We start from the raw sequence: 25,193 nt of genomic DNA, 5'->3' as shown, positions 1-25,193 counted from the left end.
AAAGTTTATCATTTTTCGTTATCAATTTATGCGTACACTTTTCATAATTTGCTTATCTTTAATTACTTATTCTGTTAATGCACAGGTAAAACTGCTCAAACTGGATGATTTAGACAAGCGCATTGCCAATGGAAAAGATACTACTTATGTGATCAATTTTTGGGCTACCTGGTGTTCGCCATGCGTGGCAGAGTTGCCAAATTTCGAGAAATTACGTTTAGCCAATTTAAAAAAGCCTGTTAAGGTTCTTTTAGTGAGTTTAGATTTTAAATCCAAACTGCAAAAGGACGTAATTCCATTTGTAGAACAGCATAAAATTAATGCGGAGGTATTTCTTTTAAACGAACCCGATCAGCAGCAATATATAGAAAGGATCGATAAAAAATGGTCTGGAGCTATACCGTCTACGCTGTTCGTAAACAAAAAAAACAGACGATTTTACGAAAAGGAATTTACTGAAACGGAACTGGAAAATACTTTGTTAAACTTAAAATAGATCGCGATGAAAAGATTGATTTTTATGGCTTTTGTGCTCATTTCAGAAGTTGCACTGGCCCAAACCGAAGGTTATAAAGTTGGTGATGTGGTTAAGGATTTCTCCTTAAAAAATGTAAATAACAAAAACGTTTCGCTCGCCGATTATAAAGACGCCAAAGGATATATTGTGGTTTTCACCTGTAACACTTGTCCGGTTGCCAAAGCTTACCAAGCCCGTGTAGCGGTATTAAACACCACTTATGCAGCCAAAGGTTATCCGGTTGTAGCCATCAATCCTAATGATGCAGGTGCCGTTCCGGATGAAAGTTTCGAAAAAATGCAGGCTTTGGCTTTCGAAAAGAAGTTCAATTTTCCATATCTGTCAGATCCTGATCATGTGGTTACCAAACAATTTGGGGCCACCAGAACACCGCATGTTTTTGTGCTCAACAAAACCGGTAAAGTAAATGTAGTAGAATACATCGGTGCCATTGATAATGATCCGGAAGAGGCCAATAGTACCAAAATCGACTATGTTAAAAATGCAGTAAACGAATTGTCGGTGGGTAAAAAGCCTGCAATTGCATCTACCAAGGCTGTTGGCTGCAGTATCAAATGGAAAAAGGGCTAAACATAGCTTAACCACCACTGCCGGTGCGTTTCCTTATATTTTTTAAACCAACGGCATGGCAAATAAAGCGAAGCCACCACACCAAACCATATTAAATAAACAATTGGCAAACTAAAACCAAAGGCTACAGGCCTGAATAAAAAGGGCACCTGTACAATTTCTTTGGCGCTATGCCCTGTAGCAAAAAATGCAATTACAAGGATGGTATGCAAAAGATAAAAATGGATAATGTAGTAAAAAAAGGGTACTGCACCATAAACAGAAGCTATTTTAGTAAACCGATTATTCAGTTTTTCAGTAAAAGCTAAAATTAGTACCGCCGGACCTAAAGTCATACATGTATATTGCAAGGAAGGTGGATATTTACTTACATTAAAAAATGACAGTACATTTTTAAACAGGTCATGATATTCTTTTCGCGGTGCGGGATCGCCGTAGCTATTGATTAACCTTAAAGCGATAAATAGTAATACGGTTAATGAGCCGGTAATGAGCAAATTCCGCTGTCTGCGTTCTATATTATAGTTTTTGTTAAACCAGACACCAATTCCATAGCCCAAAAACATAATGCCCGTCCATGGGAGGATGGCATAAAAAACACCCACCAAATGAGTGGCAGATAACGGTACAACCGTTCCGGCTGCAGTGAAGAATACTTTTAAAATTAACCCGGTCGTTTGGTTTTCTGGCGCAGGGAACAAGTTGAAAATATTGTGTCCAAATACCAAAGCAAAACCTGAAATCAGCACAATTTGATAAGAAATACGGCTCATAAGCGCCAAAAAGACCATACTCCAGCCAATAGCCCAAATTACCTGTAAAATGATGAAGTTGTACTGCAGGTTAAAAGTTAAACCGAGTGATACAACTGCAATTTCTATAAAAACCAACCATAATCCCCGCTTTAATAAAAACAAGCTTGCTTCTGCCCGGGTTTTATTCTGAGCAGATAAATAAGCAGATAAGCCGGAGAGAAAAACAAAAGTAGGTGCACAAAAATGTGTAATCCAGCGGGTAAAGAATAATATTCCGGTTGTGGTATCAGGATTTAGCGGATCTCCCGTCATCGCATCAATATGGAAAAAATCACGCGTATGGTCCAGTGCCATAATGATCATCACAAGTCCCCGCAATATATCTATAGATAAAATTCGTTTCGAGCGGTTAGGGAGTTCAGCATTCATGGTAATCGGTTTGGTTTCTTAAAGATAGGAATTCATAATAATTTTTAGCTACTTTATAGGCTTCAAATGAGTTAAGGTAATAACTAAACGTGTTCTGGTTTGATAGTCAGGAAAATCGATTTAGGAATAACCTAATTGACCTTAATGATTTTGATGTTCCAAAAATTATAATAATATTTGTTAAGCGCTAACCGAATAAAATCTTCTCTATATTATTGAGAGCAATCAATACAGACAGGTTTCGGTTATTAAAAAGAACCAAATTATCATAACACATCATAATGAAAAGAAGAACATTTATACAAAACACAGGCCTTTTAGGGGCAGGGGTTGTCGCATCGAAATTTTCTTTTGCGGCTAATCTCGCACCAGAATTCCCTGTGGTACGTGTGGCTGCAGCAAAAAGACATTTCCAGAGCAAAGCGGTTGATGCCGCCATTAAAACTTTCCAGGCGAACGTTAAAAACCCAGAACTGGCCTGGTTGTTCGAAAATTGTTTCCCCAATACTTTAGATACCACGGTTTATTATGCAGAAAAAAATGGCCGGCCAGATACTTATGTGATTACAGGTGATATTGATGCCATGTGGTTGCGCGACAGTTCGGCACAGGTTTGGCCTTACCTTCAGTTTGTAAATGAAGATGAACCGCTAAAAAAACTGATTGCCGGTGTAATTATCCACCAAACACAATGCGTGTTAAAAGATCCTTATGCCAATGCTTTTTATGGAGATGCCACAAAGGTAGGTGAGTGGAAAACCGATAAAACGGCCATGCAACCGGGCGTACACGAGCGTAAATGGGAAATTGATTCTTTATGTTATCCCATCCGTTTGGCTTACCACTACTGGAAAAAAACAGGCGATAAAACACCTTTCGATGCCGATTGGAAAAAAGGAATCGAAGCGACTTTAAAAACATTTAAAGAGCAGCAGCGCAAGTCCGATAAAGGTCCGTATCATTTCCAGAGGGAAACCACACAACCTACCGATTCGTTGCCAATGGCCGGCTATGGTTTTCCGGTAAACCCGGTTGGATTGATCTGTTCGGCCTTCCGTCCGAGTGATGATGCCACCATTTTCCCTTTCCTGGTACCATCTAACTTTTTTGCAGTTTCAAGTTTAAAGCAGGCGGCAGAAATGATTAAAGCTTTGCAAAGTGATAAAACTTTAGAAAGTAACCTGTTAAATCTGGCTGACGAGGTAAATGCGGCATTACAGAAACATGCCGTTGTTAACCACCCAAAATATGGTAAAATTTACGCTTTTGAGGTTGATGGTTTTGGAAGTTCGTACCTGATGGACGATTCAAACGTGCCAAGTTTACTGGGATTACCTTATTTGGGCGCCATGAAAGTTGACGATCCTATTTATCAGAATACGAGGAAATTTGCGCTTTCTAAAGATAATCCTTATTTCTTTAAAGGTACTGCAGCAGAAGGAATCGGCGGACCGCATGCCGGACAGGATATGATCTGGCCAATGAGCATAACCATGCGTGCTTTGACTTCTAAAGATGATGCAGAGATTAAATATTGTATCGATACATTGCGTAAAACACATGCCGGCAAAGGTTTTATGCACGAATCTTTTAATAAAGATAATCCCGCCAACTTTACAAGGGCCTGGTTTGCCTGGTCTAACACTTTATTTGGTGAGTTGCTTTGGCGTACCTACCATGAAAAACCTGCTTTATTAAAAGCATAATCAGCAACAGCCATATTGATCAGTATTTACACGGATGCTACGCACCACAACTGATCAATATGGTTTTTCACTTTACATCATCTTCCGAGATTTTTACCTGTACTAATACCCAATTTGTTGCCATTAAGCCCGTTTATGTAAAACATATGTTAGAACATTGGGCTAAGTTTTTTATCAGGCAAAATATTTTGTAATTTGCTGAAAAAATCATCCAATCTTGCAACATCCTAATAAAATCATCCTTACTGACATAGAAGCAATAAACAAAATCCCTGTTGTTACCCAAATTCTGGAAATTGTTTGCAGAACTACAGGAATGGGTTTTGCTGCAGTGGCCAGGGTAACAGAAGATAAATGGATTGCCTGCGCCATACATGATGAGATAAATTTTGGCTTAGCTGTTGGTGGAGAACTCAATCTGGAAACGACCATTTGTAACGAAATCAGACAGCATAAAAAGCCTGTGGTAATTGATCATGTTGCCGAAGATCCTGAATTTGCAAATCACCATACGCCTTTGCTTTATGGTTTTCAAAGTTATATTTCGGTACCTATTACTTTAAAGAACGGCAATTTTTTTGGAACATTATGCGCGATTGATCCTAAGCCGGCACAACTAAAAAATACCACCGTAATAGGTACTTTTACCATGTTTGCCGATTTAATTGCTTTTCATTTAGATGCATTGGAGCAAATTGCCATTACAGAACTGGAACTAAAGAAGCAGCAGGAAGTTGCCGTTTTAAGGGAACAGTTTATTGCTATTTTAGGCCACGATTTACGAAATCCTTTAAATGCAATATCAAGCAGTGCGCAGCTGTTATCGCGTTTAAATTTAGATGAACGTGGTATCCGGATTGCCAAAATTGTGAAAGATTCTTCATTCAGAATGAACGGACTGATTGAAAATATGCTCGATTTTGCCAGCGGGCGTTTAGGTGAAGGAATTACCATTAGCAGAACGCCTGATGAAGATCTGGAGAAATTACTGATCCAGGTGGTGGATGAGCTGAAAACCATCTGGCCAAGCCGGAGTATTGAGGTGAAATTTAATTTTGATCATCCGGTTAATGCTGATGGAAAACGTTTGGCCCAACTTTTTTCTAACCTCCTGGCCAATGCCTTAAATTATTCTCCGGCCGATTCTACTGTAGAAATCACAGCTTTTAGCACAGGTGAAGAGTTTAATCTTTGTGTGGCCAATAAAGGAAAACAGATTCCTGCTGCTGCCATGGAGCGTTTGTTTCAGCCTTTTTCGAGAGGGGAAGTAGAACCGAGTCAAAAAGGACTGGGTTTGGGTTTATACATTGCTTCTGAAATAGCCAATGCGCATGATGGCACTTTGGATGTATCTTCTACTCCTGAAAAAACCTGTTTTACCCTGCACATTCCGTATAAAAAATGATAGCTGTAAACGATCAGTTGCCTACTTCTACACTATTGGAATTGAAGGTTGGCGATACAATTACCAGTGGAAATCAATCGGGCATTATTCAAAAAGTGGAGATAAGCGAAACAGATGAATTTTTAATGTTTCTGTTTCAATTGGAAAGTAACCACATTATGGTGAGAAAACTAAAGCAGGTGTGTTAGTTATTTTCGTTCATCATTTTTACCAAAATACAATAGAGTGGATAAATCTACAGTTAAATTCTTGATATAGATTTCTCCACTGAGGTCGAAATAACGTAATCTTTAAGGATAAACATTGCATATAGAGCTATGTTATTTAATCTCATAAAATTGGTCTCGGATCGAACAATACCTGAAAAGATTGTATTTTTTCATCCACTAATTTATACCAGCCGCATGAAAAGATGGTTTTTGCTCCCATATTAATATCGTACCAAAGGCAAACCTCATCCAGATCTGCAAATACTTTTTTAACATCGTACTTGAATTTCATCTTTTTCATGTCTTCAATGTAAACATCGGCGCCGTTTCTTTCGCCCATTACGCCTTTAAAGGTAATATCATCCTGCAGTTGCTGCCTGGCCAGTTCAAAATCTTCTGCATTTAATGCATTGATGAAATCTTGCACAACCACTTTTGCATTATGTTCAGTCAGTATTTTATTTGAAGTACTCATTGCATTCCTTTTTAATAAAAACGGAAATGTAAAAGAAAATGTTTGAAGAATTAATATGGAATGAATGAGTTTTTAATGATTGAATGTTGAAAATATGTAATGTTCGTTCCTTAATTCTGTCATTCTCTCATTCAATTATTCTCTCATTCAATCATTCTCTCATTCACTAATTTTATCCTTCAAAGCTATACACTTTCCCAGCCTGCGTTTTAAAGTTGTATTTAAAATCCTTTCCTGATTTTTCTTCTTTAATTCCTTTTGCTTTTAAAGCATTCGGACTTCTAACCACACAATCTTCACCAGATAAGGACTTGATTGATAGTTTGCTGATCTTGCCTTCTTTCCATTGTAAATTGGTGATTTCGAAATTCCCCCTTGCTTTTAAACCCTGAATGCTTCCTGTTGACCACTGATCGGGCAGGGCGGGCAAGAACTGTAATTCTCCTGTCTGGCTTTGCAATAACATTTCTGAAATGCCGGCGGTATAACCGAAATTTCCGTCAATCTGAAAGGGTGGATGCGCACAAAAAAGGTTCGCATAAATTCCGCCCCTTTATTGTAATCGGTACCTGAACCACCAACGGGAGTAATAAAATTCTGCAGGATTTTGTACGCATGATTCCCATCCTGTAATCGTGCCCAGAAATTCATTTTCCAGGCCATAGACCATCCTGTCGATTCATCACCACGGGCAGTTAAAGTTATCCTTGCAGCTTTTGCCAACTCGGGGGTTGTAATGGTGCTGATTTCCCTGCCGGGATGTAAACCAAAAAGATGCGAAATATGTCTGTGCTGATCTTTTGGATCATCGCGGTCGGTTTCCCATTCCTGCAATTGCCCCCATTTACCGATTTTCGGCTTTAACAAATGTGCTTTTAAGTCGGCGATGTGGTTTTTATAATCCTGATCAATACCTAAAATTTCGGCAGCTTCTATATAGTTTGTAAACAAATCGAATACAATCTGCTGGTCGTGGGTTACGCCGTCTTCTGCAGGGCCATGCTCCGGCGACCAGCCCAATGGCGACACTAAAGTGCCATCAGGCCTCCGTTTTAAATGATCATCCCAAAATTCAGAAATTTCTTTAATAATCGGATAAGCGAAATTTTTCAGATAATCTTTGTCTTTCGTAAAAGCATAGTGTTCCCAAAGCGCTTGTGCGTACCAGGCACTTCCGGGCGTATTCCATAAATAACTCATGCCCCCGAAAATATTATTTTCCGTTCTAACCGTCCAACCGCGTGTGTTTGGGTATTGTTTACGTGTGGCAACTGCACTCACCTCACGCATGCTGTTGATGTAATCGAGGTATGGAATATGGCATTCAGAAAGGTTAGTCGGTTCAGCCAGCCAGTAATTCATCTGGATGTTAATGTTGGAGTGATAATCGCTTCCCCAGGGTGGGGTATTGCTTTCGTTCCAAAGCCCCTGCAAATTGGCCGGCAAACCTCCTTGTCTCGAAGAGCTGATCAATAAATACCTTCCATATTGGTATATTAATGCTTCCAGGTCGAGATCAGGTGTTTTTTTATAATTGATCAGTCTCTGGTAGGTTGGCAAACTGTTATTCTTAACGCCACCTAAATGAAGGCTTAAACGGCTGAATAATTGCTGGTAATCCTGAATGTGGTTTTTTAGTAAGGAAGCATAATTTTTTGATGTTGCGTTTTTAAGGATGCGATCAATTTTTGGTGCTGGTTCTTCACCTTTCCATTGCTGTTCGCGTTTATTGCTATAATTGGTTGCTGCAGTAAAAATAATGGTGATTGCGTCTGCCTGATCTATTTTCAATTTTTCACCATTGTCATCTTTTATGGGATAACTTTTGCCATTTTCAATTTTAACCAGCGCAGTGGCCTGATAAGGCATACCGTTTGATAATTTTCCTGTAAACTGAATCTTGTTGCCATCCACTGTAATTTTACCCTGATGTGCATTTTTCAATCTTATGGCAGCCGAATAACTATTTTTATGATCTGAAGTAAACCTTAAAACCATTACTTTATCCGGAAAACTGCAAAAATATTCGCGTTTATAATGCGCTCCATTTTGGGTATAGCTTACGGAATGTACCGCATTAGTAATATTTAGCTCACGTTTATAGCCGGTAAAATTCTGGTCTTTCTGATCGAAATCGATAAAGAGATCGCCAAAGGCCTGGTACATGCCGCGGTCGTTTTCATCACCCGTCCAAAGAGTATTATCGTTAAACTGAATATGCTCATTGTTTACCCCTCCAAAAATCATCCCGCCAATGCGTCCGTTACCAATGGGGTAGGCTTCTGTCATCCAGTCTTTTGCCGGTTTATTGTCCCAGAGCAATAATTGGTTAGTTTGTTTATTCTGCGCAAAAACGGTATTCGAAAAACTAAACGCTAAACTTGAAATTAGCATCAAGTATATAACTTGCCTAAGTTTAAAAAGCATGGGATATTTGATTAGTATGTTTTCAAAGATATAGATAATCAGAGTGCGATTGCATCTCGATTATTGGCATTTTATTCAATTATTTAAGCATTGGTTTATAACAGATTAAGGGTTAATACTTAGACCCGGTTAATTAAGTTACCATCCTTTCGAGCGGAGTGCAACGTAATCGGGGAATCTATCCGGATAAATCTCTTTCCTGAATATTCTGGACGTTTCAGTCGGGATAACGCGTTTTGCGAATGGTAACTATTATGATATTTAGCAGCTGAATTTAATAGAATTTATATATTTGGTATTGCACACTAAATCGTTTTATGAAAATGAAATCGCTAACCAAATTTCTCTTCTTTATTTTATTTATAAATGTACTGGGCAGTTACCAGGCACGTAGCCAAAGCAAAACGTCTTTCACTAAATACGTGAATACCTTTATTGGAACGGCACCGCTAACTGATCCTAAAATATTGGGGTACGAGCTTCCTCAAGGCTGGCGCTCGTGGGCTGGTTTAACTTTTCCGGGCAGTTCATTACCGAATGCCATGGTGCAGTTGAGTCCGATTACCGAGTTTGGTTCTGGTGCAGGTTATGAATATGAGGATGATACCATTTATGGTTTTGCACACACTAATAAAGGTCACTGGAACCTTTGCAATATTCCCATTTTACCGCTTTCCAATCCTGGCGATAAATTTGGCTCAAAGTTTTCGCATAAAAATGAAAGTTCGGCACCGGGGTATTATCAGGTTTATCTTAATGACTATAAGGTAAATGTAAAGCTCACTTCAACTTTGAGGACAGGATATCACCAATATGAATACAAAAATAAGCACGACAGGCAGGTGCTCTTTTTAATGGGGAAAGCAAACAGTGGCGTTTCTACCTGGAACATCGAACAGGTGGGTACATCGGCTATTCAGGGTTTTCAGGGCGGAGAGAACATTTATTTTTATGCCACTATGAATGGTAAAATTGATAAGATTGATCAAAAAGATGCAGGCAAACGTTCGGGTTACGCCGTTGTCCACCTTGCGGATGGAAGCAAGGGGCCTGTAGAATTAAAAATCGGGCTGTCGTTTGTAAGCACAGCCAACGCTAAAGAAAATTTAGAAAAGGAAATTGGCAATAAAACTTTTGAGCAGATCCGTAATGAAGCTACTGCTCAATGGGAATCCCTTTTATCGAACATCCAGGTTAAAGGCGGCACGGAGAAACAGAAACAGATGCTGTATTCTTGTTTGTACCGGTCTTTTTTATGGCCGGCCTTGCGCAGCGATGTAAATGGTGAGTTTAAAGATGCAAAACGCAACATCATTAAAGGCAATTTTAATTATTATACGGAACCTTCGCTTTGGGATACTTACCGCAATAAAGATGTGCTTTTAGGTCTCATTACACCAAAGGTTACTTTGGATGTGATAAAATCGATGAAAGATGTAGGCGATAAAACCGGCTTTATTCCAACTTTTTTTCATGGTGATCACGGCGCTTCCTCTATTGCAGGAGCTTATTTACGGGGAATTGATGCTTTTGATGTAAGGGGAACTTATGAGATTTTATTACGCAATGCGAATGTGGAGGGTGGTGCACGACCATTTATAAAAGAATATATTGAGAAAGGTTATATCTCAGATCCTGATGTGAAAAATCCACATGTTGAAACGAAAGCAAAAGCGGGCGTTTCTAAAACTTTGGAATATTCTTATGATGATTACTCACTGGCACAGATCGCTAAAAAACTGGGCGACAGTACCAATTATCGCATTTTAATGGCAAGATCAAAGAATTATAAAAATATGTTCGATCCCGGCACCCGTTTTATGAGGGGTAGGTTAGATAATGGCGACTGGATCAAGCCCTTTAATCCGCAATACCCATATTATGAGTACATGTACAGGGAAGCGAATGCCTGGCAGGTATCGTTTTACGCGCCACATGATATGAAAGGACTGATTGAACTGTATGGCGGTGCAGCTGGCTTTGAATCGAAATTGGATTCGTTATTTACCTTGCCATGGAACCCTAAATACATTGCACGCAATGTGGAAACCATGATCGGGCAATATTGCCAGGGTAATCAACCTGATCACGAAGCGCCCTTTGCCTATACGTTTATCGGTAAGCCGGAAAAATCGCAAAAGATAATTGATAAAATCTTAAACGAACTTTATGGAATAGGAAGTGATGGTTTGGCGCTTTCGGGAATGGATGATGCAGGGGAGATGTCGGCCTGGTATGTATTTACCGCTTTAGGCTTGTATCCCTTTTCTGCAACTGATCCAAATTATATTGTTACCGCACCGCTTTTTGATGAGGTAAAATGGAAAACGAATACCGGTAAATTATTAACGATTAGCAAACCAGGCAAGGGCAGGGGCATTACTGAAATTAAAGTAAACGGAAAAATAAATCAGGGGTATTTTATTTCTCATGATTTGTTTAAGAATGGAGGTAAGGTTGTGGTTGATACGAAGTAGGTAGGTTATTCTATTGCGTTTTCTCTATGATGTCATCCTGAGGTACGAAGGATTTTTAAGTGTTTAGCACTTTTTTTATTACCCATCACACGGTCTTGCCTCGGCTCACCACTGCCGAGAGGATCTTTCTTTTGGCTTGGCCCAAAAGAAACAAACCTGAGCGCAGCGAAAGCATGCCTACCATTAAAAACAACCAACACAAAGGCATAACTAAAAGGCTTGCACCGTTTTTTATATGATTATTTTATTTTTATAGGTATAAAAGATTGCTACGCAATTCTTGAACTAATCTATCGAAATTCCCATTGCGGCAATATGGAGTCCCCGATGAAAAATCGGGACTGTATATTACCCTGGCCAGTGAGGTATTGAGGGGCTGCAAAAATTTCAATGCTTATTCCGGCGAAAATCTGCGAGGCCGGTAGCAGGGAGCACATAGCTTGGTGTATAAAATAATTCTAACACGGCGTCATTCCCGCGCAGGCGGGAATCCTAATGCTCGTGCCATTTTGCTATCCTTCCTTGTAAAACCCTGATCTTTCTTGCTAAATTGCATTTCAAAAAAACATCAAAAATACCATGACAAAAGAAACCAGAAAACCAGAATTTTGGGAGAAAGCTTTTGATGAAAAACAAGAAATGTGGGGCCTTGAGCCGGCCAAATCGGCAATTTTGACTAAAGATTTTTTCGTTCGTGAAGCTGTAAAAAATATCCTGATACCCGGTATTGGTTATGGACGTAATGCACAAATTTTCAGGGAGAATGGAATCGAAGTTACAGGCATCGAGATTTCTAAAACGGCTATCGAAATGGCCAGAAAACACTATGGAGATGCTATGCTAATTTATCACGGTTCGGTAACGGAAATGCCATTTGATGATAGGCAATATGATGGGATATTTTGTTATGCCTTAATCCATCTGTTAGGTAGCGGGGAAAGAAAAAAACTGATTAATGATTGCTACAACCAGCTATCAAATGGCGGTTACATGGTTTTTACCGTCATTTCCAAAACAGCTAATACTTATGGAAAGGGGAGATTGATTAGCAAAGACCGCTACGAAATATTTGAAGGGGCTCAGTTATATTTTTATGATACGGAATCCATAAAAACCGAATTTGGTAAATACGGATTGTTTGAAATCGCTGAGGTTGAAGAAAATCAGCCTTTTTATTTAATAAAATGCAGGAAGAGTTTTAGTGACAAATAAATTAATTGACCAATTGCGAAACTTTCCGGGATTACACTCAAAAGGATTATAAAAACGAATTCAGCGGCTATCATCTCCATTAAATTAACTTAGACCTAATTTTAGGTTTTATAAAGAGAAATACATTGAGGTTTGATTCTGTTTTTTCTTAAAAATGATGTTATTGCTTAATATTTATACAAAAGTTGACAATACCACCATAACAATTTGAAATATCACATAGAAAATTGCAAATTGCGCTTAAAAATCATTCGATGGGCAGAAAAATAACCGACGGACCTTTAAGAAATAAAGAAAGAACGAAACAAAAACTGATAGATTCGCTTGGTGTCATTCTCATCGAAAATGGTTTTAAGGGTTTAAATGTAATGCAGGTGGCGGCCAAGGCTAATGTAGACAGAAAACTGGTTTACAAATATTTCGGAGGGCTGGAAGGATTGGTAAGAGAGTATCTTTTCACAAAAGATTACTGGAGATTTAGTGATGAACAGACTGCGCAGGTAATTGAATTAACTAAGGCTGATGCCGGAAAGAAAATGGCGTATCAGCTGCTTGAAGATCAGTTAAATGCTTTAATGGCAAATGAAGAGATGAGGAAAATTGTTACCTGGGGACTTTCTGAAGATTTTGAGCCATTGAAAGAGCTTAACCGTGAACGCGAAGAAGTAGGCGAAAAGCTCTTTGCAGCTGTGTATGATAGTCATTTTAAAGACAGCGATAAAAATATAAGGGCCATTGAGGCCATCCTGATTAGCGGAATATATTACCTTTCGCTGTATGCTCAAACCAACGGAACTTTTTGCGGCATTGATGTGAAGGCGGAACAAGGGCAGGAGGAAATAAAAAGATCACTTAAACAGATTATCGACTGGGCTTATTCTTAGGGCTAATCGAAATACATTAAGCCATTAAATTTGACCGGCTAAAAATATAAATATGTCTATCACTACTGAAAGCGAAAAAACAGGAATGGAACAGGCAAGCGCTGCTGTGGCCATTACCCTTAAAAAGATGCGTGAATTTGCCAAACCGGGCATTTCGACAAAAGAACTGGATGAGTATGGCGGCAAATTGCTGGCAGAGATGGGCGCACGCTCTGCACCCTTTTTAACTTATGGTTTCCCCGGATATACCTGTATCAGCATTAATGAAGAAGCTGCACATGGTGTTCCGTCAGCAGATAAAATCCTTAAAAACGGCGATCTGATCAATATTGATGTATCGGCAGAATTAAATGGATTTTGGGCTGATAATGGCGGTTCTTTTATTGTTGGCGAAGATATTTATGGTCATGGCCGGTTGGTAGAAACCTCAAAAGAGATATTGAAAAAAGCGATCAGTAACATTAAAGGCGGTGTGCGGATATCTGAAATCGGGAGATTGATCGAAACTGAAGCCAAAAAGGCAGGTTACACTGTAATCAAAAACCTCACAGGCCATGGCATTGGCCGCAATCTGCACGAAGCACCTCATGAGATTGCCAACTACTGCGACCGGTTTAACATTACCCGTTTTAAAAAGAATTCGGTGGTTGCGATAGAGACATTTATTTCCACCCAATCAACCATTGCAGATACACAGGCTGACGGCTGGACCTTATGCGGTAATAAAGGAGGCTTTGTTGCGCAACATGAACATACCATTATGGTAACAGGAGGCGAGCCCATAATATTTACAGCAGAAAACGGCATTTGGGATTAGTGGCTAATGCCTGAAGTAAAATTGTCATTTAAACCGCAGTGGAGAAATCTTTTAACATCGCTTAAGATTTTCTCCTGAGTTAACTTCGGCCTTTTTTGCCCAACGCGGGTGGCTTATCCTGCTTAACGCAGCCGAATAGCGCTTTCTTTAGAACCTACCGGCTCGCAATTTTTTTATTAAAGGTAGTGGAAAGGCACAGGCATTGCATTCCAGAAATTGACCTTACCGGCTTAAAAACTAAACGGAGAAACAGTGTTTGGGCCTGGCCGGAAACCAATTAAACTAATTCCTGCAGCAGGATCATAATGCTATACTTGATATTAATCACTAAGTTTTGCAGAAATTTCTTTCAGAACATTTATACTAAAAGTATGTCTGCCTTCAAGCCAGCGCTCAATTTCTAACGGATTAATATCTACCACAACAGAGAGGTCATTTTTGGTAAGTCCTTTGTCTGCAAGTGTTTTTGCCGTTTTATCTGCAATTTCAACATTCGCCCGTGCAAGTTCCTCAATGGCCGGATTTCCGGTTTCTTCCAGCCAGATGGATACAAAATCGTTTTCTTCCATTCGATGTTATTCCTTTAATATTAAGCAAATTCAACACGTTTAACACCGTCAAATTTATTTTCGGGCGAAAGTAAGCATATTCATCCTGAAAATCCAATCGGGATATAAATATTGTATTATAATCTTCCCTGGAAATAACAAAGTCCGGAAACCACTCCGGACCTTTTATTTTAACTCAATTGCTAACCAAATATATGATACCGCAAATACAGGAGGCCAGTGTTACGCCATTGTTATATGGTCATGAATTCATAAAAGGGTTGGCTAAAATCTTTGGATTTTTGTATGGCTGTACATTTCCCGAAAACTGACAATGATTTGTACCGGATCATGCGCATTTGATAACATAAACTAAGCGGTAAGTTAAAACAGGTTGTCTTGCTTTGCGCTCATTAGCAAGATTAGATTTAAATGGAAAAAATACAGACAAAGATCAGCTTGGATCTCCAGAAATTCATTGACAAATTTGAACCCAACAAATTTAAACTGATGTCGAACGGGATTGAAGTTAGGGGAGTAAACGACATTCACCGTGCCATCGCCGGGGCAAAAGACCTCATTACAAGGCTACAACTTAATTTAATTGTAGCCCACAATGCAGAAATGTTAAGTTATCGTGGATTCGAGGTGAATAACATATAGTAAGTATCCCGGTAGTGCAAATTTCATTTGGTTTATCGTCATTCCCGCGCAGTCTTCAATCTTAATTACATAAAGTTTTTAGATTTCCACTCAAGTTGGGAATGACGATACTCTTTTTTCAATCCTTAATGCATAGTGCTATTAACTATGCCCGGCTTCAGCAATATATTCGGGATCAACCGGTGTAGAATCATCCCCGGGTGTGTTTTCCAGATAAGACTGCTCCACATCATTAAGATATGCTTTCAGTTGGGTAATTCTTGCTATAACTCCGGCTTTTTCCTCCGCGGTATGTTCCGGGGCGCCATCCATCGCTTTAACTGTATCTATGGCATAATCCATAAAAATTTTTACGTTCTCTGATAATAGTTCCTTTTTCATATTAATTCGATTTATATATTAAACTGATGTACTGAGATTTCCGATCGGGTTAATCTGCTGTCCAGGCCGAAACCGATCCGGCAGCAACCAAAAATTCTCCCCAACCATTTTCATCAATAATTACTTCAGCTTCAATATTGTTTAACCTGTCGCGGAAAACCCTTCCTGCAAAATGCTGGCCCATTTCCATGGCTTTATATCCTTCATCACCGTTAGAAATTAACACTGCTATACCCGAATTTTCATGTTCTTCATCACCCGATAAAGTCCAGCCGATGCAGTTGGGGTGATCGAAATAATCGCGCTGGGTACCATGCACTACGTTTTTTCTTAGCCCGAGCATGCTCTGTATTTCTTTTACCGGTTCGAGCACAATTTCGTGTTCATTGCCATCATTTCCTTTATCGCAATATTTGGCGCCATAAAGATCAGGATAAAAAATGCATGGATATCCGGTGTTGCGCAACAAGATCAGTGCATAAGCCAGCGGGCGGAACCAATGGTCTACCGTTTGCTCTAACGATTGTAAAGGCTGTGTATCATGGTTTTCAACCAGGGTAACTGCAAGGTCGGGTCTGGTTTCTACCAAAGTATTCTGAAAGATTTCACTCATGTTAAAGGCATTGCCTTCTTTTGATGCACGCGAAAAATTTCCTTGTAAAGGCGCATCAAAAAGCGACATGCGGCCTTCGGTGATATCGATGTATTCGAACAATGAACCCAAATCACCCGGCGACCAATATTCACCTACGGTAAACAGTTCTTTACCTGTTTTTTCACGCATATTATCCAGCCATTCGTTATAGAATAAAGGATCCATATGTTTAATCGCATCCAGCCTGAAACCATCGAATTTAATCGTTTCGTGAAGCCACTCTCCCCATTTTTTAACTTCCTCGCGTACATGAGGGTTCCGGTAATCAATATCGGTAAGCATCAGGTAATCATAATTACCGTTTTCTTTGTCTAAAACTTCCTGCCAGCCTTCGCCATATTGGTTTTGAATACTGAAAATAGCTGTTTCACCGGTTTTATTGTCAAAATCTACACCTGCAAAACACTGAAAATCCCACTCAAAAGCCGAATATTTTTTAGCCCTTCCCGGATAGGTAAACCTGGTGTAGGCCTCAATTTCATAAGGTTCAGAAATGAAATTGTTCCTGTTTTCGGGATCAACTTTTCTTACGGTTACCGTTTCTGTTTCATCGGCACCACCGAGGTGGTTTAGCACAATGTCCATATATACCTGTAATCCTGCTTCCTGTGCGGTACGTACACCTTCCAGCAATTCAGCCTTGGTGCCATATTTGGTCCTCACACTTCCTTTCTGATCAAATTCACCCAGGTCGTAAAGGTCGTAAGAATCATAACCTGTTGATTTTTCGCCATCCATGCCTTTGTGTGCAGGAGGAAGCCATAATGTATCAATTCCGAAAGATTTGAGTTCTGTTGCTTCGTCCTTTAATTTTTTCCAGAGCGAACCATCAGAAGGATAGTACCACTGAAAGTATTGTAGCATGGTATAGTTTTCCATATATTATAATAAGTTTATGGGGATACAACAGTAACTACCGCTTAAGGTTTGAAGATTGTTTAATCTGTTTATAAAAACAAAGGAAAATGGCCGTGGATATACAAAAAACGTTATCAAGAAAATTTTAAATTGCTGGTCCCTGCAAAATCTGTCACAACCATTTAAGTAATTTGGTGCAGAAAATTAATTTTAATATGGAACTTCAATAGTTTAAAAAGATTTTTAGTTACAGCCGTATATATACGCGCGAACGCTGTAGCGTTAAAAATCTTATACCAAAAATAACAACTCAACGGTTTAATGTATTCTAATTGTGAGTTGCTAATCAGGGCTTTACAAAAACTTTAACGCCTTTAGCTTCGTTTCTTAAATAACCACGGCGATTAAAAGCCGGTTTATAAAAGGAGTAGCCGAAAACCTCAAATAGAGTAGGCATTATTAAAATTAGAAACGTTATGAAACTTCAAGAGTTAAATTTAAACGAAATGAAAGAAATCAACGGTGGTGGTTTATTTGGTGGTAATGATTCGTCAAATTCAGGCGGTCTGTTAGGATCGATCGGAATTGGTAACCTGTTATCATTTTCAAACGAAACCCAGGACGGAGATGAATCGAGTAAAACCTCGTTCTCTTTAGGGAATAACATTGGCGGAAGCCTGGAAGGTTTATTTAAAAGCTTAACCAGCTAATTTGAATTGACAATTCTTTTATAAAAAAGGGACTTCTCCGGAAGTCCTTTTTTTATGTGTCAACATTAACGTTTTAAATAAGGTAATTGTTTTAATTAATTGACAACCAAATAGTTTATTGTATTCGTTGGTGTTGTTTAAAACAGCGGTTTAAGAAAATCTGATCGTTAAACTAATGCGTTTATTTATTAAATGGCTATGAAAGCCGAAATCAGGGGATGCTGAAAACCTGTAACAGAGTAAGCTAATTAAATCTATTTATTATGAAAATGCAGGAATTGAATTTAACAGAAATGAAAGAGATTAATGGTGGTGGTTTATTTGGAAGCAACGATTCGTCGAATACCGGCGGCTTGTTAGGATCAATCGGGATCGGTAACTTATTATCATTCCAAACCGCCAGTAAAGATGGTGATGAAGCCAGTGCAAGTTCGTTGTCAATCGGTAATAATATCGGTGGTAGCTTAAGTGGCTTATTCGATAGTTTAAGTAAATAATATATTATAAGCGTTGAAAAAGGAGGATAATCATTTATCCTCCTTTTTCTGTTGAATTTAAATCAGAATCATGGAAAATTTATCAGAAAAAGAACTGACCGCCATAAATGGTGGTGGATTATTTGATGGAAATACAGGCACAATGGCCATATCACTTACAGCTACAACCGATAGTTTGCTGAGCATTTCCTTTACAAGAGTTGATGGTGATTATAAAAGCACTACCACACTTTCTGCAGGAAACAATATTGGCTTAAACCTGGGTTTATTAGGTCAAATGAAATAATTGTTGTGCATTGTAAAAGCTTTTCTGCTATGCAGAAAACTAAACCGGCTCAAATGCGTATATAATTTTAGATATGGATAGCGATAAATATATATTTCCGAAGGAAGTGATTGAAAATACGGCTGAATACCATTTTCACACCCATAACTCGTACACTAAAGTTATATATCAGGTTATACTTGTGGTATTAATTGCTGCTTTTCTGGCCATGTTTCTGATTAAGGTTGATGTTAATGTTAAAAGTACAGGACTATTCAGGCCAACTGCAGAACGGAATGAAATAAAACCTTTAATTGCCGGCCGTATAGATTCGCTGTTCATTAAAGAAAACATGCATGTTAAAGCCGGCCAGGTTTTACTGACCATTAAAAAAGAAAATATCGAAAGCCAGGATGCCCTGAACCAGTTTCAGCAAACGGATGTTGAGGATCAATTACATGATCTTGGCTTACTGATCAACGCCTATAAACGAAACGACTGGTCGAAAAAACTTCCTTTAAAATCTGGCGTTTATGGTCAGCAGTATAGCTTATTTATGCAGCGGGTTACCGAGGCTAAAGCCCGTTATCAGCTGGCTTATAAAAATTACGACCGTTATGCATATTTATATAAGAGAAGGGCGGTTTCTGCATTAGAATATGATGAGGTTAAGCTTAAAAAAGATAATGTATTTAACGAACTTTCTTTAATTGGGGAGGAGCAGGGCAGCAAATGGCAAACCGAACTTAATCAGTTAAATATCCAGCGCCAGCAACTGGGCTCCCGCGACCGGCAGTATGAGGAAGAAAAGGAATTTTATACCATTAAAGCTCCGCTTACCGGAACCGTACAGCAATTAAAAGGCATTCAGCCGGGAAGTTCCATTTCGGCAAACGAAATTTTGGGAGAAATTTCTCCTGATTCAGGCCTCATCGCCGAAACCTATGTGCAGCCGAAAGATATTGGATTATTACGCGTAGGTACAAAAGCCAGGTTTCAGATTGATGCCTATAACTACAACGAATGGGGCATGGCCACCGGAAAAGTGGTATCCATTTCGAGCGATGTTTTTATGCAGAATGGCGCGCAACCTTTTTTTAAAGTAAGGTGCCTGCTAGATAAAAACAGTTTAAAGCTCCGCAATGGTTATATCGGTAAAATTAAAAAGGGCATGACTTTACAGGCCCGTTTTTTTGTTACCCGGAGAACACTTTTCCAGTTGCTTTACGATAAAGCAGACGATTGGTTAAACCCAAATGTAATTCCTCAAAGTAAAGAAAACCAGGTAACCGGCCTATGAAAACCATTAAACAATTTTTTCAGGCTTTAAGATCGGATAAAAAAGCGAAGAAAACCATTATTAAGCAACATGACGTTACCGACTGTGGTGCAGCATGTCTGGCTTCAATTGCCATTCATTATGGTCTGGATATGCCCATTGCACGTATCCGTCAGTATGCCTCTACCGATAAAAAAGGCACCAATGTATTAGGGCTGATTGAGGCATCGGCCCGTTTAGGCTTTTCGGCTAAAGGAGTAAAAGCCAGTTACGATAATCTTTTTACCATTCCGCTGCCCGTTATTGCGCATGTAAACCACAATAATATTGCACACTATATTGTACTTTATAAGATTACTGAAGCACATGTAGAAGTAATGGATCCCGCCTATGGCGAAATGCAGAAATTAACGCCCGATGAGTTCAGGCAAAAATGGACGGGTGTTTTAATTATGCTTTTGCCCGGAGATGATTTTACGGCAGGTACGGAAAGAATTTCGCTTGAAAAACGATTCATTTATTTGCTGATGCCCCATAAATCGGTTTTAATCCAGGTGTTGGTCGGCGCTATTTTTTATACCATACTCGGTTTATCAACCTCTATATTTCTCCAGAAAATTGTAGATAACGTATTGCCCGAGGGAAACACTAATCTCCTTAATTTAATGGGTACAGTGATGATTATCATCATTTTACTGCAGATTTTTATCAATTACGCGAAAACCCTTTTAACCATTAAAACCGGACAACAGATTGATGCCAGGTTGATTTTGGGCTATTACAAACATCTGTTAAAACTGCCGCAGTCTTTCTTTGATACCATGCGTGTTGGGGAGATTATTTCGCGGATGAACGATGCAGTTAAAATCAGGGCATTTATAAACGATGTGCTGGTTGGTTTTGCGGTAAATGTTTTTATCCTGATTTTCTCTTTCGCTTTAATGTTTACCTATTATTGGAAACTGGCGTTGATTATGCTTACCGTGGTGCCTTTGTATGCGCTGGTGTATTATGTATCTAACCGGCTGAATAAAACCACGCAGCGCCAGTTAATGGAGAAAAGTGCAGAACTGGAAAACCAACTGGTAGAATCGGTAAACTCGGTCAGTACGATCAAACGTTTCGGGCTGGAAAATTTTTCGAACCTTAAAACGGAAATCAGGTTTATTAACCTTTTAAAAACGGTTTATACTTCGGGTACCAATTCACTTTTGGTAGGCAATGCGAGTGGCTTTATCTCGAGTATTTTTTCGGTGATATTGTTATGGGCAGGTGCAAGTTTTGTACTTCAGAACATGATTACACCAGGTGAGCTTTTATCATTTTACGCCATAATTGGTTATTTTACTGGTCCGGTAATTAGTTTGATCGGGATGAACAAGGTTTTTCAGGATGCGCGTATCGCTGCCGACAGGTTGTTCGAAATTATGGACCTTGAGCGCGAAAAAACAGAAAACAGAACTGATTTAACGCCAGATATGATCGGAGATATTGAATTCAGGGATGTAAATTTCAGGTATGGCACACGCGTAACCGTGTTCGATGGATTTAACCTGCATGTGCCCAAAGGGAAAATTACGGCTGTGGTAGGGGAAAGCGGATCGGGAAAAACGACATTATTGTCGCTGCTTCAAAATATTTATCCGCTACAATCCGGCAACATTATGATCGGGGAGTTCGATATTAATTACCTCACCAACGAAAGTTTAAGAAAACTGGTAGCGGTTGTTCCGCAGGATGTGCATCTTTTTGCGGGCAATGTAATCGATAACATTGCTGTCGGAGAAATGGAACCCGACATGAAAAAAATTATCCGCATCTGTGCGCAACTGCATATTATGGATTTTATCGAACGGCTCCCTAATGGATTTGATACTTATCTGGGCGAAAATGCCACTAATTTATCAGGCGGACAGCGGCAGCGTTTAGCCATTGCAAGGGCCTTATACCGCGATCCCGAAATTCTGATTCTCGATGAGGCTACTTCTTCACTTGATTCTTCTTCTGAAGAGCATATCCATCATGCCATTTCTTTACTCAGGGAAAATGGAAAAACCATTATTTTAATCGCCCATCGCTTAAGTACTGTGGTAAATGCGGATAAAATTGTTGTATTAAAAGAAGGAAAATTAATAGAAGAAGGAACGCATCAACAACTTGTAAAGTTAAAAGGGATGTACACAGGTATGTGGCAAAAACAGTTTCCTGCTGTGGTAAATGTTTAAGGGGTTGAAATCTATAGCCACTAATTCTGTTTTTCTTAATGGCGCATTAAAATTTTTACAGGGAACAGCAGAATGTTGCCCATCAGATGATTTGAAAATTCCGCTAAATTGCTGCATGGTTTGGAAGTGGATAATGGGAAAACACAATTTTCTTTTTCGCCTGCTTATTTCTTCCCGTAGGAGCGGTAACGTTTAGTACGGTAATAAATTTTGTAGGGTCGCCGGTTGATTCGTACACCACCACTTCAGCATAATTGGGCTCCATAATTGCCTCCGAACTGTTTTTCAATACATCAAAGTTCTTGTTTCTCAACTGATTCAACAGGTATTCTTTGTCATGTACAAAGGGAATAAGGAGATTTGGCGAACGGCGCTGCATCCACTGATCGTTCAGCTCTGAATAGGGAATTTTAACCTGGCCGTTCCAGGCAACCGCAAGGGTACCTCCCGTAATTACCAGGAATTCACCTGCCCAGATTGCCCAAAGCAGAAGTCCTGAAATATTATCGCTTCCCTGAATCCGGAAGGTGCCGACTTCATTCAGGGCTACGATTTCCTTAAATAATATCCCGGGGTGAACAAATAGGAACCCCATATCCAATGCAAGTTGTCTGAGATCCGCCGTACTCTGGTTAAAGGTAAAACCCTTGCGGCTATACATTACTGCATCAAAGAAAACCCACTGAATGTAAAATGCGAGTAAACTGCATCCCGCTGCAATGGCCAGAGCAACCTTAAGGTTTCTGATTTTACCAATCCTGATGCCCTGATCGATTGCCAGGCCCAGGAGCATGCCGAGTAAAAATGCGCAAATGGCGATGAACCATATGTTAGGGATTAACTGAGAAAGAATAATATAAAAAAGCGGCAGCAAAACAGAGGCAATAATGCCGATGGCTATAGTAGTCAGGATGCCGGAGCCAGAGGCATGACCTGCGGGAATATATTTTTCTTCCATGTGAGTGAGTAATCAGATTTAATCTCAAACAGCCCGTGGTGTAAATTTGTTTTTTGTAAGATCTGTTGTAATGGTTTTTTATAAATTTTTTCGGTATTTATTTTGCTGCAGGCAATTTTTGACTAATGTGGAGATAACCGGATATAGCCATTAAACGCTGAAAATATATTGGAATATTTTTCTTTTAGCGTATTTTTATAAAAAAATCACCCATGAAAAAAATAATACTGGCCTCATTTCTAGTGATCAGCTTTTTTGCGGTACAAGCACAGACTTATCAGCCGGTTACCAGTAAAAACAAAACCTACCTGGCCACAGTTAAGGGGCTTTCTTATACTTATAAAAATGGAGTTGTTACCTTAAAAAATAACGGAAATTACGATCTTGGTACGGTTAGCATCATTGCTTCTTCCAAAACAGATATAAGTTTATTCGGAATTGCACTTTTTGAAGACGGGCTTGAAAAGGGACAGACAGCGCAATCGACCGTTTATTTTACCACAGGTGAGGGGAAAGATAGCCACGAAATTCCATTAACTGCGGTAGACCAGAAAAACCTGGTGTTCTCTTTTGATAAAGCGGTTAGGGCTGTCCGTTAGTTGTTGTTAAGATTAATCTAATCCTTATTTTTGCATGAAATTAAATGGCTAATTTATGCTAATACATGGATAATATATTTTCTGATAATGATCAGGTTGAGGTGGTTTCTACTTTTTCTAAGCTTGTAGATACAAATTTTAAGGGCGATACGAATGCAATTTGCTGGTACAGAAACCTGGCCGGAGATTTTAAGGAAATTGTTTCTAAACTTCAATTGAAAGAAGACCTGACCGAAATTACTGTAGAAGATCTCCATGCGCTGCAACTATCCGAAAAAGGTAAAATGGCCAGGGAAATTATATTAAATGATTTTAAATTGCTGGCAGATTTCGGGGCATCACCCACACTCAATTTAATTAAAAGTTACCAGCGTGATGAGGAACTGGATTTTATTTCAACAGATGTGTATTCTTATCATGTAGACCGTTCGCCGATTGGTTCTGATACTTTTTTATGTACGTATTACGGTGCCGCCAGTGAAATTATAGCTAACAATGAGGTTGAACAAAAAATTCTGATTCCGGAAATCCGGCAAAAACTTAAAGAACTGCATAACGGTAGGGAAACAGATTTTGAAAGCTTTTTAACCGAACATTATTTTGATTTGCATTATCAGCCAAAACCTGGTGCAAGGCATGTTACTCTTGGATTGGGCCATATGTGGAGGTTAGCGGTAGATCATCCTGAAAAACAGACTTTACCTTGCGTACACCGTGCACCTGCCGAAAAAAATGGTGAATACAGATTGCTCCTGATCTGTTAAATATTACGTTAAATCCCTTGTTGCCATGCGGGTTTTTTCACTGGAAAGTAATTTGTAGGAGATTTTTCTACAAAGCTTGCAACCGTTATATAAATTTGGCTGCCCATCCCGTTATAGGATCATCCTGTCTGTGGAAATTACCGGCAGCCATTTAATTTTAAACCTCAAAATATGAATTTCAACAAATTGGTCAGAATAAGCCTGGCCTCGCTCTGCATTACGGTTCTTTTAGCACCATCTCAGGCCAATGCGCAGGATAAAGAGAAAAAAAGGTTACAGGCAGCGGGTATTGTGCTGGATGATTTTGGAAAAATGAAGGAGTCTATCCCATCTTCGCTCCTTAAAGTTACCGAAGGGATCATTATTGTGCCCAAACTAATCAATGCCGGCTTTGTAGTTGGCGGTAAACGTGGCAGGGGAATAGCAATGGTGAAAAGGGAAGACGGCAGCTGGAGCAATCCGGTATTTGTAACCCTAACCGGCGGAAGCGTTGGTTTACAGGCTGGAATACAATCTGTTGAGCTGGTATTGGTTTTTAAGCACAGCAGCAGTATTACCGCTATAAAGAAAAGCAGTTTTACGCTAGGTGGTGATCTTTCGATTGCAGCCGGTCCGATTGGACGTAATTCTACCGCCAATACCGATTATAAACTAGATGCCGAGGTATATTCCTATTCGCGCAGCAAGGGGCTTTTTGCCGGGATATCATTAAATGGAGCTTCGCTTGAGTTCGATACGGCTGCAGATGCACTTTTTTACGGAAAGGGGATGGGCCCGGCAGAGATATTTGCTTCACAGGGTGATCCGGATGATGCCGTTACTAAAATAAAAGCATCCCTAACTTCTTTAAAATAACATATCAGAAAACTTCTGCCCGGCGCCGGTTT

25 protein-coding genes and 1 pseudogene are annotated in these 25,193 nt (G+C 39.4%); 18 read left to right on the top strand and 8 right to left on the bottom strand.

The window, feature by feature from the left end; genetic code table 11:
• The first annotated feature begins 28 nt into the window (after positions 1-28).
• Positions 29-496 carry a TlpA disulfide reductase family protein gene (locus ACTJKC_RS23900; RefSeq protein ID WP_440795983.1) on the top strand — a complete coding sequence of 156 codons (468 nt, stop codon included), beginning with the start codon at positions 29-31 and terminating at the stop codon, positions 494-496.
• Between the two features lie 6 nt (positions 497-502).
• The gene (locus ACTJKC_RS23895) at positions 503-1,108 is read left to right on the top strand and encodes a thioredoxin family protein (RefSeq protein WP_440795981.1); all 606 of its coding nucleotides are present in this window, start codon (positions 503-505) and stop codon (positions 1,106-1,108) included.
• On the opposite strand, the gene ACTJKC_RS23890 is transcribed toward ACTJKC_RS23895, so the two are convergent.
• Positions 1,105-2,292, bottom strand: a complete 1,188-nt coding sequence (locus tag ACTJKC_RS23890; RefSeq protein ID WP_440795979.1) for a DUF1624 domain-containing protein — start codon at positions 2,290-2,292, stop codon at positions 1,105-1,107. The two genes, ACTJKC_RS23895 and ACTJKC_RS23890, sit on opposite strands and share 4 nt — an antisense overlap.
• Before the next feature lie 281 nt (positions 2,293-2,573).
• Between ACTJKC_RS23890 and ACTJKC_RS23885 the strand changes: the two genes are divergently transcribed.
• The 3 genes from ACTJKC_RS23885 to ACTJKC_RS23875 all read left to right on the top strand — a co-directional run bounded on the left by ACTJKC_RS23885 (position 2,574) and on the right by ACTJKC_RS23875 (position 5,591).
• Positions 2,574-3,998 (top strand): glycoside hydrolase family 125 protein, encoded by a 1,425-nt coding sequence (locus ACTJKC_RS23885; RefSeq protein ID WP_440795977.1) that lies wholly within the window; start codon positions 2,574-2,576, stop codon positions 3,996-3,998.
• A 217-nt stretch (positions 3,999-4,215) separates the two neighbouring features.
• Complete coding sequence (locus ACTJKC_RS23880; protein ID WP_440795975.1) at positions 4,216-5,403, top strand: GAF domain-containing sensor histidine kinase; 1,188 nt, start codon at positions 4,216-4,218, stop codon at positions 5,401-5,403.
• Positions 5,400-5,591 carry a hypothetical protein gene (locus tag ACTJKC_RS23875; RefSeq protein ID WP_440795973.1) on the top strand — a complete coding sequence of 64 codons (192 nt, stop codon included), beginning with the start codon at positions 5,400-5,402 and terminating at the stop codon, positions 5,589-5,591. The genes ACTJKC_RS23880 and ACTJKC_RS23875 overlap by 4 nt, the downstream gene beginning before the upstream one ends.
• Before the next feature lie 142 nt (positions 5,592-5,733).
• Here ACTJKC_RS23875 and ACTJKC_RS23870 read toward each other — a convergent pair whose 3' ends face one another.
• The 3 genes and pseudogenes from ACTJKC_RS23870 to ACTJKC_RS23860 form a co-directional block, all read right to left on the bottom strand.
• Entirely contained in the window at positions 5,734-6,087 is a 354-nt protein-coding gene (locus tag ACTJKC_RS23870; protein WP_440795971.1) for a nuclear transport factor 2 family protein, read from the bottom strand.
• Positions 6,088-6,259: 172 nt separating this feature from the next.
• Positions 6,260-6,517 (bottom strand): glycoside hydrolase family 95-like protein, encoded by a 258-nt coding sequence (locus ACTJKC_RS23865; protein ID WP_440796035.1) that lies wholly within the window; start codon positions 6,515-6,517, stop codon positions 6,260-6,262.
• A 90-nt stretch (positions 6,518-6,607) separates the two neighbouring features.
• Positions 6,608-8,481 (bottom strand): annotated as a pseudogene (locus tag ACTJKC_RS23860) (glycosyl hydrolase family 95 catalytic domain-containing protein); the annotation flags it as partial.
• Between the two features lie 356 nt (positions 8,482-8,837).
• Here ACTJKC_RS23860 and ACTJKC_RS23855 point away from each other — a divergent pair.
• The 4 genes from ACTJKC_RS23855 to map all read left to right on the top strand — a co-directional run bounded on the left by ACTJKC_RS23855 (position 8,838) and on the right by map (position 13,904).
• The gene (locus ACTJKC_RS23855) at positions 8,838-10,991 is read left to right on the top strand and encodes a GH92 family glycosyl hydrolase (protein ID WP_440795969.1); all 2,154 of its coding nucleotides are present in this window, start codon (positions 8,838-8,840) and stop codon (positions 10,989-10,991) included.
• Positions 10,992-11,570: 579 nt separating this feature from the next.
• Positions 11,571-12,203 carry a class I SAM-dependent methyltransferase gene (locus tag ACTJKC_RS23850; RefSeq protein ID WP_440795967.1) on the top strand — a complete coding sequence of 211 codons (633 nt, stop codon included), beginning with the start codon at positions 11,571-11,573 and terminating at the stop codon, positions 12,201-12,203.
• Positions 12,204-12,457: 254 nt separating this feature from the next.
• On the top strand, positions 12,458-13,087 hold the full coding sequence (locus tag ACTJKC_RS23845) for a TetR/AcrR family transcriptional regulator (RefSeq protein WP_344851930.1): 630 nt from the start codon (positions 12,458-12,460) through the stop codon (positions 13,085-13,087).
• Positions 13,088-13,139: 52 nt separating this feature from the next.
• Positions 13,140-13,904 carry a type I methionyl aminopeptidase gene (map, locus tag ACTJKC_RS23840; protein WP_440795965.1) on the top strand — a complete coding sequence of 255 codons (765 nt, stop codon included), beginning with the start codon at positions 13,140-13,142 and terminating at the stop codon, positions 13,902-13,904.
• A gap of 320 nt (positions 13,905-14,224) precedes the next feature.
• On the opposite strand, the gene ACTJKC_RS23835 is transcribed toward map, so the two are convergent.
• Positions 14,225-14,473 (bottom strand): hypothetical protein, encoded by a 249-nt coding sequence (locus ACTJKC_RS23835; protein ID WP_440795963.1) that lies wholly within the window; start codon positions 14,471-14,473, stop codon positions 14,225-14,227.
• Positions 14,474-14,884: 411 nt separating this feature from the next.
• On the opposite strand from ACTJKC_RS23835, the gene ACTJKC_RS23830 reads away from it, so the two are divergent.
• Complete coding sequence (locus tag ACTJKC_RS23830; protein ID WP_344851933.1) at positions 14,885-15,115, top strand: hypothetical protein; 231 nt, start codon at positions 14,885-14,887, stop codon at positions 15,113-15,115.
• 141 nt (positions 15,116-15,256) lie between these two features.
• Here the strand turns inward: ACTJKC_RS23830 and ACTJKC_RS23825 are convergent, their stop codons facing one another.
• Positions 15,257-15,496, bottom strand: coding sequence for a hypothetical protein (locus ACTJKC_RS23825; RefSeq protein WP_440795961.1), 240 nt, complete (start codon positions 15,494-15,496; stop codon positions 15,257-15,259).
• 49 nt (positions 15,497-15,545) lie between these two features.
• On the bottom strand, positions 15,546-17,030 hold the full coding sequence (locus ACTJKC_RS23820) for an alpha-amylase (protein WP_440795959.1): 1,485 nt from the start codon (positions 17,028-17,030) through the stop codon (positions 15,546-15,548).
• 455 nt (positions 17,031-17,485) lie between these two features.
• Between ACTJKC_RS23820 and ACTJKC_RS23815 the strand changes: the two genes are divergently transcribed.
• The 5 genes from ACTJKC_RS23815 (at position 17,486) to ACTJKC_RS23795 (ending at position 21,985) form a co-directional block, all read left to right on the top strand.
• The gene (locus tag ACTJKC_RS23815; protein ID WP_025143589.1) at positions 17,486-17,719 is read left to right on the top strand and encodes a hypothetical protein; all 234 of its coding nucleotides are present in this window, start codon (positions 17,486-17,488) and stop codon (positions 17,717-17,719) included.
• Positions 17,720-17,982: 263 nt separating this feature from the next.
• Positions 17,983-18,216 (top strand): hypothetical protein, encoded by a 234-nt coding sequence (locus ACTJKC_RS23810; protein WP_113951768.1) that lies wholly within the window; start codon positions 17,983-17,985, stop codon positions 18,214-18,216.
• 70 nt (positions 18,217-18,286) lie between these two features.
• The gene (locus ACTJKC_RS23805; protein ID WP_440795957.1) at positions 18,287-18,502 is read left to right on the top strand and encodes a bacteriocin; all 216 of its coding nucleotides are present in this window, start codon (positions 18,287-18,289) and stop codon (positions 18,500-18,502) included.
• Positions 18,503-18,575: 73 nt separating this feature from the next.
• Positions 18,576-19,781, top strand: coding sequence for an HlyD family secretion protein (locus ACTJKC_RS23800; protein ID WP_440795955.1), 1,206 nt, complete (start codon positions 18,576-18,578; stop codon positions 19,779-19,781).
• Positions 19,778-21,985, top strand: coding sequence for a peptidase domain-containing ABC transporter (locus tag ACTJKC_RS23795; RefSeq protein ID WP_440795953.1), 2,208 nt, complete (start codon positions 19,778-19,780; stop codon positions 21,983-21,985). The genes ACTJKC_RS23800 and ACTJKC_RS23795 overlap by 4 nt, the downstream gene beginning before the upstream one ends.
• A 103-nt stretch (positions 21,986-22,088) precedes the next feature.
• Here ACTJKC_RS23795 and ACTJKC_RS23790 read toward each other — a convergent pair whose 3' ends face one another.
• On the bottom strand, positions 22,089-22,943 hold the full coding sequence (locus ACTJKC_RS23790) for a hypothetical protein (RefSeq protein ID WP_440795951.1): 855 nt from the start codon (positions 22,941-22,943) through the stop codon (positions 22,089-22,091).
• Between the two features lie 212 nt (positions 22,944-23,155).
• On the opposite strand from ACTJKC_RS23790, the gene ACTJKC_RS23785 reads away from it, so the two are divergent.
• The 3 genes from ACTJKC_RS23785 to ACTJKC_RS23775 all read left to right on the top strand — a co-directional run bounded on the left by ACTJKC_RS23785 (position 23,156) and on the right by ACTJKC_RS23775 (position 25,161).
• Positions 23,156-23,542 carry a hypothetical protein gene (locus ACTJKC_RS23785; protein WP_440795949.1) on the top strand — a complete coding sequence of 129 codons (387 nt, stop codon included), beginning with the start codon at positions 23,156-23,158 and terminating at the stop codon, positions 23,540-23,542.
• 65 nt (positions 23,543-23,607) lie between these two features.
• A complete protein-coding gene (locus ACTJKC_RS23780) occupies positions 23,608-24,306 on the top strand; it encodes a DUF1826 domain-containing protein (protein ID WP_440795947.1) in 699 nt (232 codons plus the stop codon).
• 171 nt (positions 24,307-24,477) lie between these two features.
• A complete protein-coding gene (locus ACTJKC_RS23775; protein ID WP_440795945.1) occupies positions 24,478-25,161 on the top strand; it encodes a lipid-binding SYLF domain-containing protein in 684 nt (227 codons plus the stop codon).
• Positions 25,162-25,193 lie beyond the last annotated feature (32 nt).

Source organism: Pedobacter sp. 22226, from assembly GCF_052045455.1.
GTDB classification, from domain to species: domain Bacteria; phylum Bacteroidota; class Bacteroidia; order Sphingobacteriales; family Sphingobacteriaceae; genus Pedobacter; species Pedobacter jeongneungensis.
Note: the sequence above shows the minus strand (reverse complement) of the source record. Positions and strands in the feature narration are given on the sequence as shown.

Bases quoted from the DNA above. Each gene is read 5' to 3' on its own strand.
- ACTJKC_RS23900 (WP_440795983.1), top strand. From the start codon at position 29: ATGCGTACACTTTTCATAATTTGCTTATCTTTAATTACTTATTCTGTT.
- ACTJKC_RS23895 (WP_440795981.1), top strand. From the start codon at position 503: ATGAAAAGATTGATTTTTATGGCTTTTGTGCTCATTTCAGAAGTTGCA.
- ACTJKC_RS23890 (WP_440795979.1), bottom strand. From the start codon at position 2,292: ATGAATGCTGAACTCCCTAACCGCTCGAAACGAATTTTATCTATAGAT.
- ACTJKC_RS23885 (WP_440795977.1), top strand. From the start codon at position 2,574: ATGAAAAGAAGAACATTTATACAAAACACAGGCCTTTTAGGGGCAGGG.
- ACTJKC_RS23875 (WP_440795973.1), top strand. From the start codon at position 5,400: ATGATAGCTGTAAACGATCAGTTGCCTACTTCTACACTATTGGAATTG.
- ACTJKC_RS23870 (WP_440795971.1), bottom strand. From the start codon at position 6,087: ATGAGTACTTCAAATAAAATACTGACTGAACATAATGCAAAAGTGGTT.
- ACTJKC_RS23855 (WP_440795969.1), top strand. From the start codon at position 8,838: ATGAAATCGCTAACCAAATTTCTCTTCTTTATTTTATTTATAAATGTA.
- ACTJKC_RS23850 (WP_440795967.1), top strand. From the start codon at position 11,571: ATGACAAAAGAAACCAGAAAACCAGAATTTTGGGAGAAAGCTTTTGAT.
- ACTJKC_RS23845 (WP_344851930.1), top strand. From the start codon at position 12,458: ATGGGCAGAAAAATAACCGACGGACCTTTAAGAAATAAAGAAAGAACG.
- map (WP_440795965.1), top strand. From the start codon at position 13,140: ATGTCTATCACTACTGAAAGCGAAAAAACAGGAATGGAACAGGCAAGC.
- ACTJKC_RS23835 (WP_440795963.1), bottom strand. From the start codon at position 14,473: ATGGAAGAAAACGATTTTGTATCCATCTGGCTGGAAGAAACCGGAAAT.
- ACTJKC_RS23830 (WP_344851933.1), top strand. From the start codon at position 14,885: ATGGAAAAAATACAGACAAAGATCAGCTTGGATCTCCAGAAATTCATT.
- ACTJKC_RS23825 (WP_440795961.1), bottom strand. From the start codon at position 15,496: ATGAAAAAGGAACTATTATCAGAGAACGTAAAAATTTTTATGGATTAT.
- ACTJKC_RS23820 (WP_440795959.1), bottom strand. From the start codon at position 17,030: ATGGAAAACTATACCATGCTACAATACTTTCAGTGGTACTATCCTTCT.
- ACTJKC_RS23815 (WP_025143589.1), top strand. From the start codon at position 17,486: ATGAAACTTCAAGAGTTAAATTTAAACGAAATGAAAGAAATCAACGGT.
- ACTJKC_RS23810 (WP_113951768.1), top strand. From the start codon at position 17,983: ATGAAAATGCAGGAATTGAATTTAACAGAAATGAAAGAGATTAATGGT.
- ACTJKC_RS23805 (WP_440795957.1), top strand. From the start codon at position 18,287: ATGGAAAATTTATCAGAAAAAGAACTGACCGCCATAAATGGTGGTGGA.
- ACTJKC_RS23800 (WP_440795955.1), top strand. From the start codon at position 18,576: ATGGATAGCGATAAATATATATTTCCGAAGGAAGTGATTGAAAATACG.
- ACTJKC_RS23795 (WP_440795953.1), top strand. From the start codon at position 19,778: ATGAAAACCATTAAACAATTTTTTCAGGCTTTAAGATCGGATAAAAAA.
- ACTJKC_RS23790 (WP_440795951.1), bottom strand. From the start codon at position 22,943: ATGGAAGAAAAATATATTCCCGCAGGTCATGCCTCTGGCTCCGGCATC.
- ACTJKC_RS23785 (WP_440795949.1), top strand. From the start codon at position 23,156: ATGAAAAAAATAATACTGGCCTCATTTCTAGTGATCAGCTTTTTTGCG.
- ACTJKC_RS23780 (WP_440795947.1), top strand. From the start codon at position 23,608: ATGGATAATATATTTTCTGATAATGATCAGGTTGAGGTGGTTTCTACT.
- ACTJKC_RS23775 (WP_440795945.1), top strand. From the start codon at position 24,478: ATGAATTTCAACAAATTGGTCAGAATAAGCCTGGCCTCGCTCTGCATT.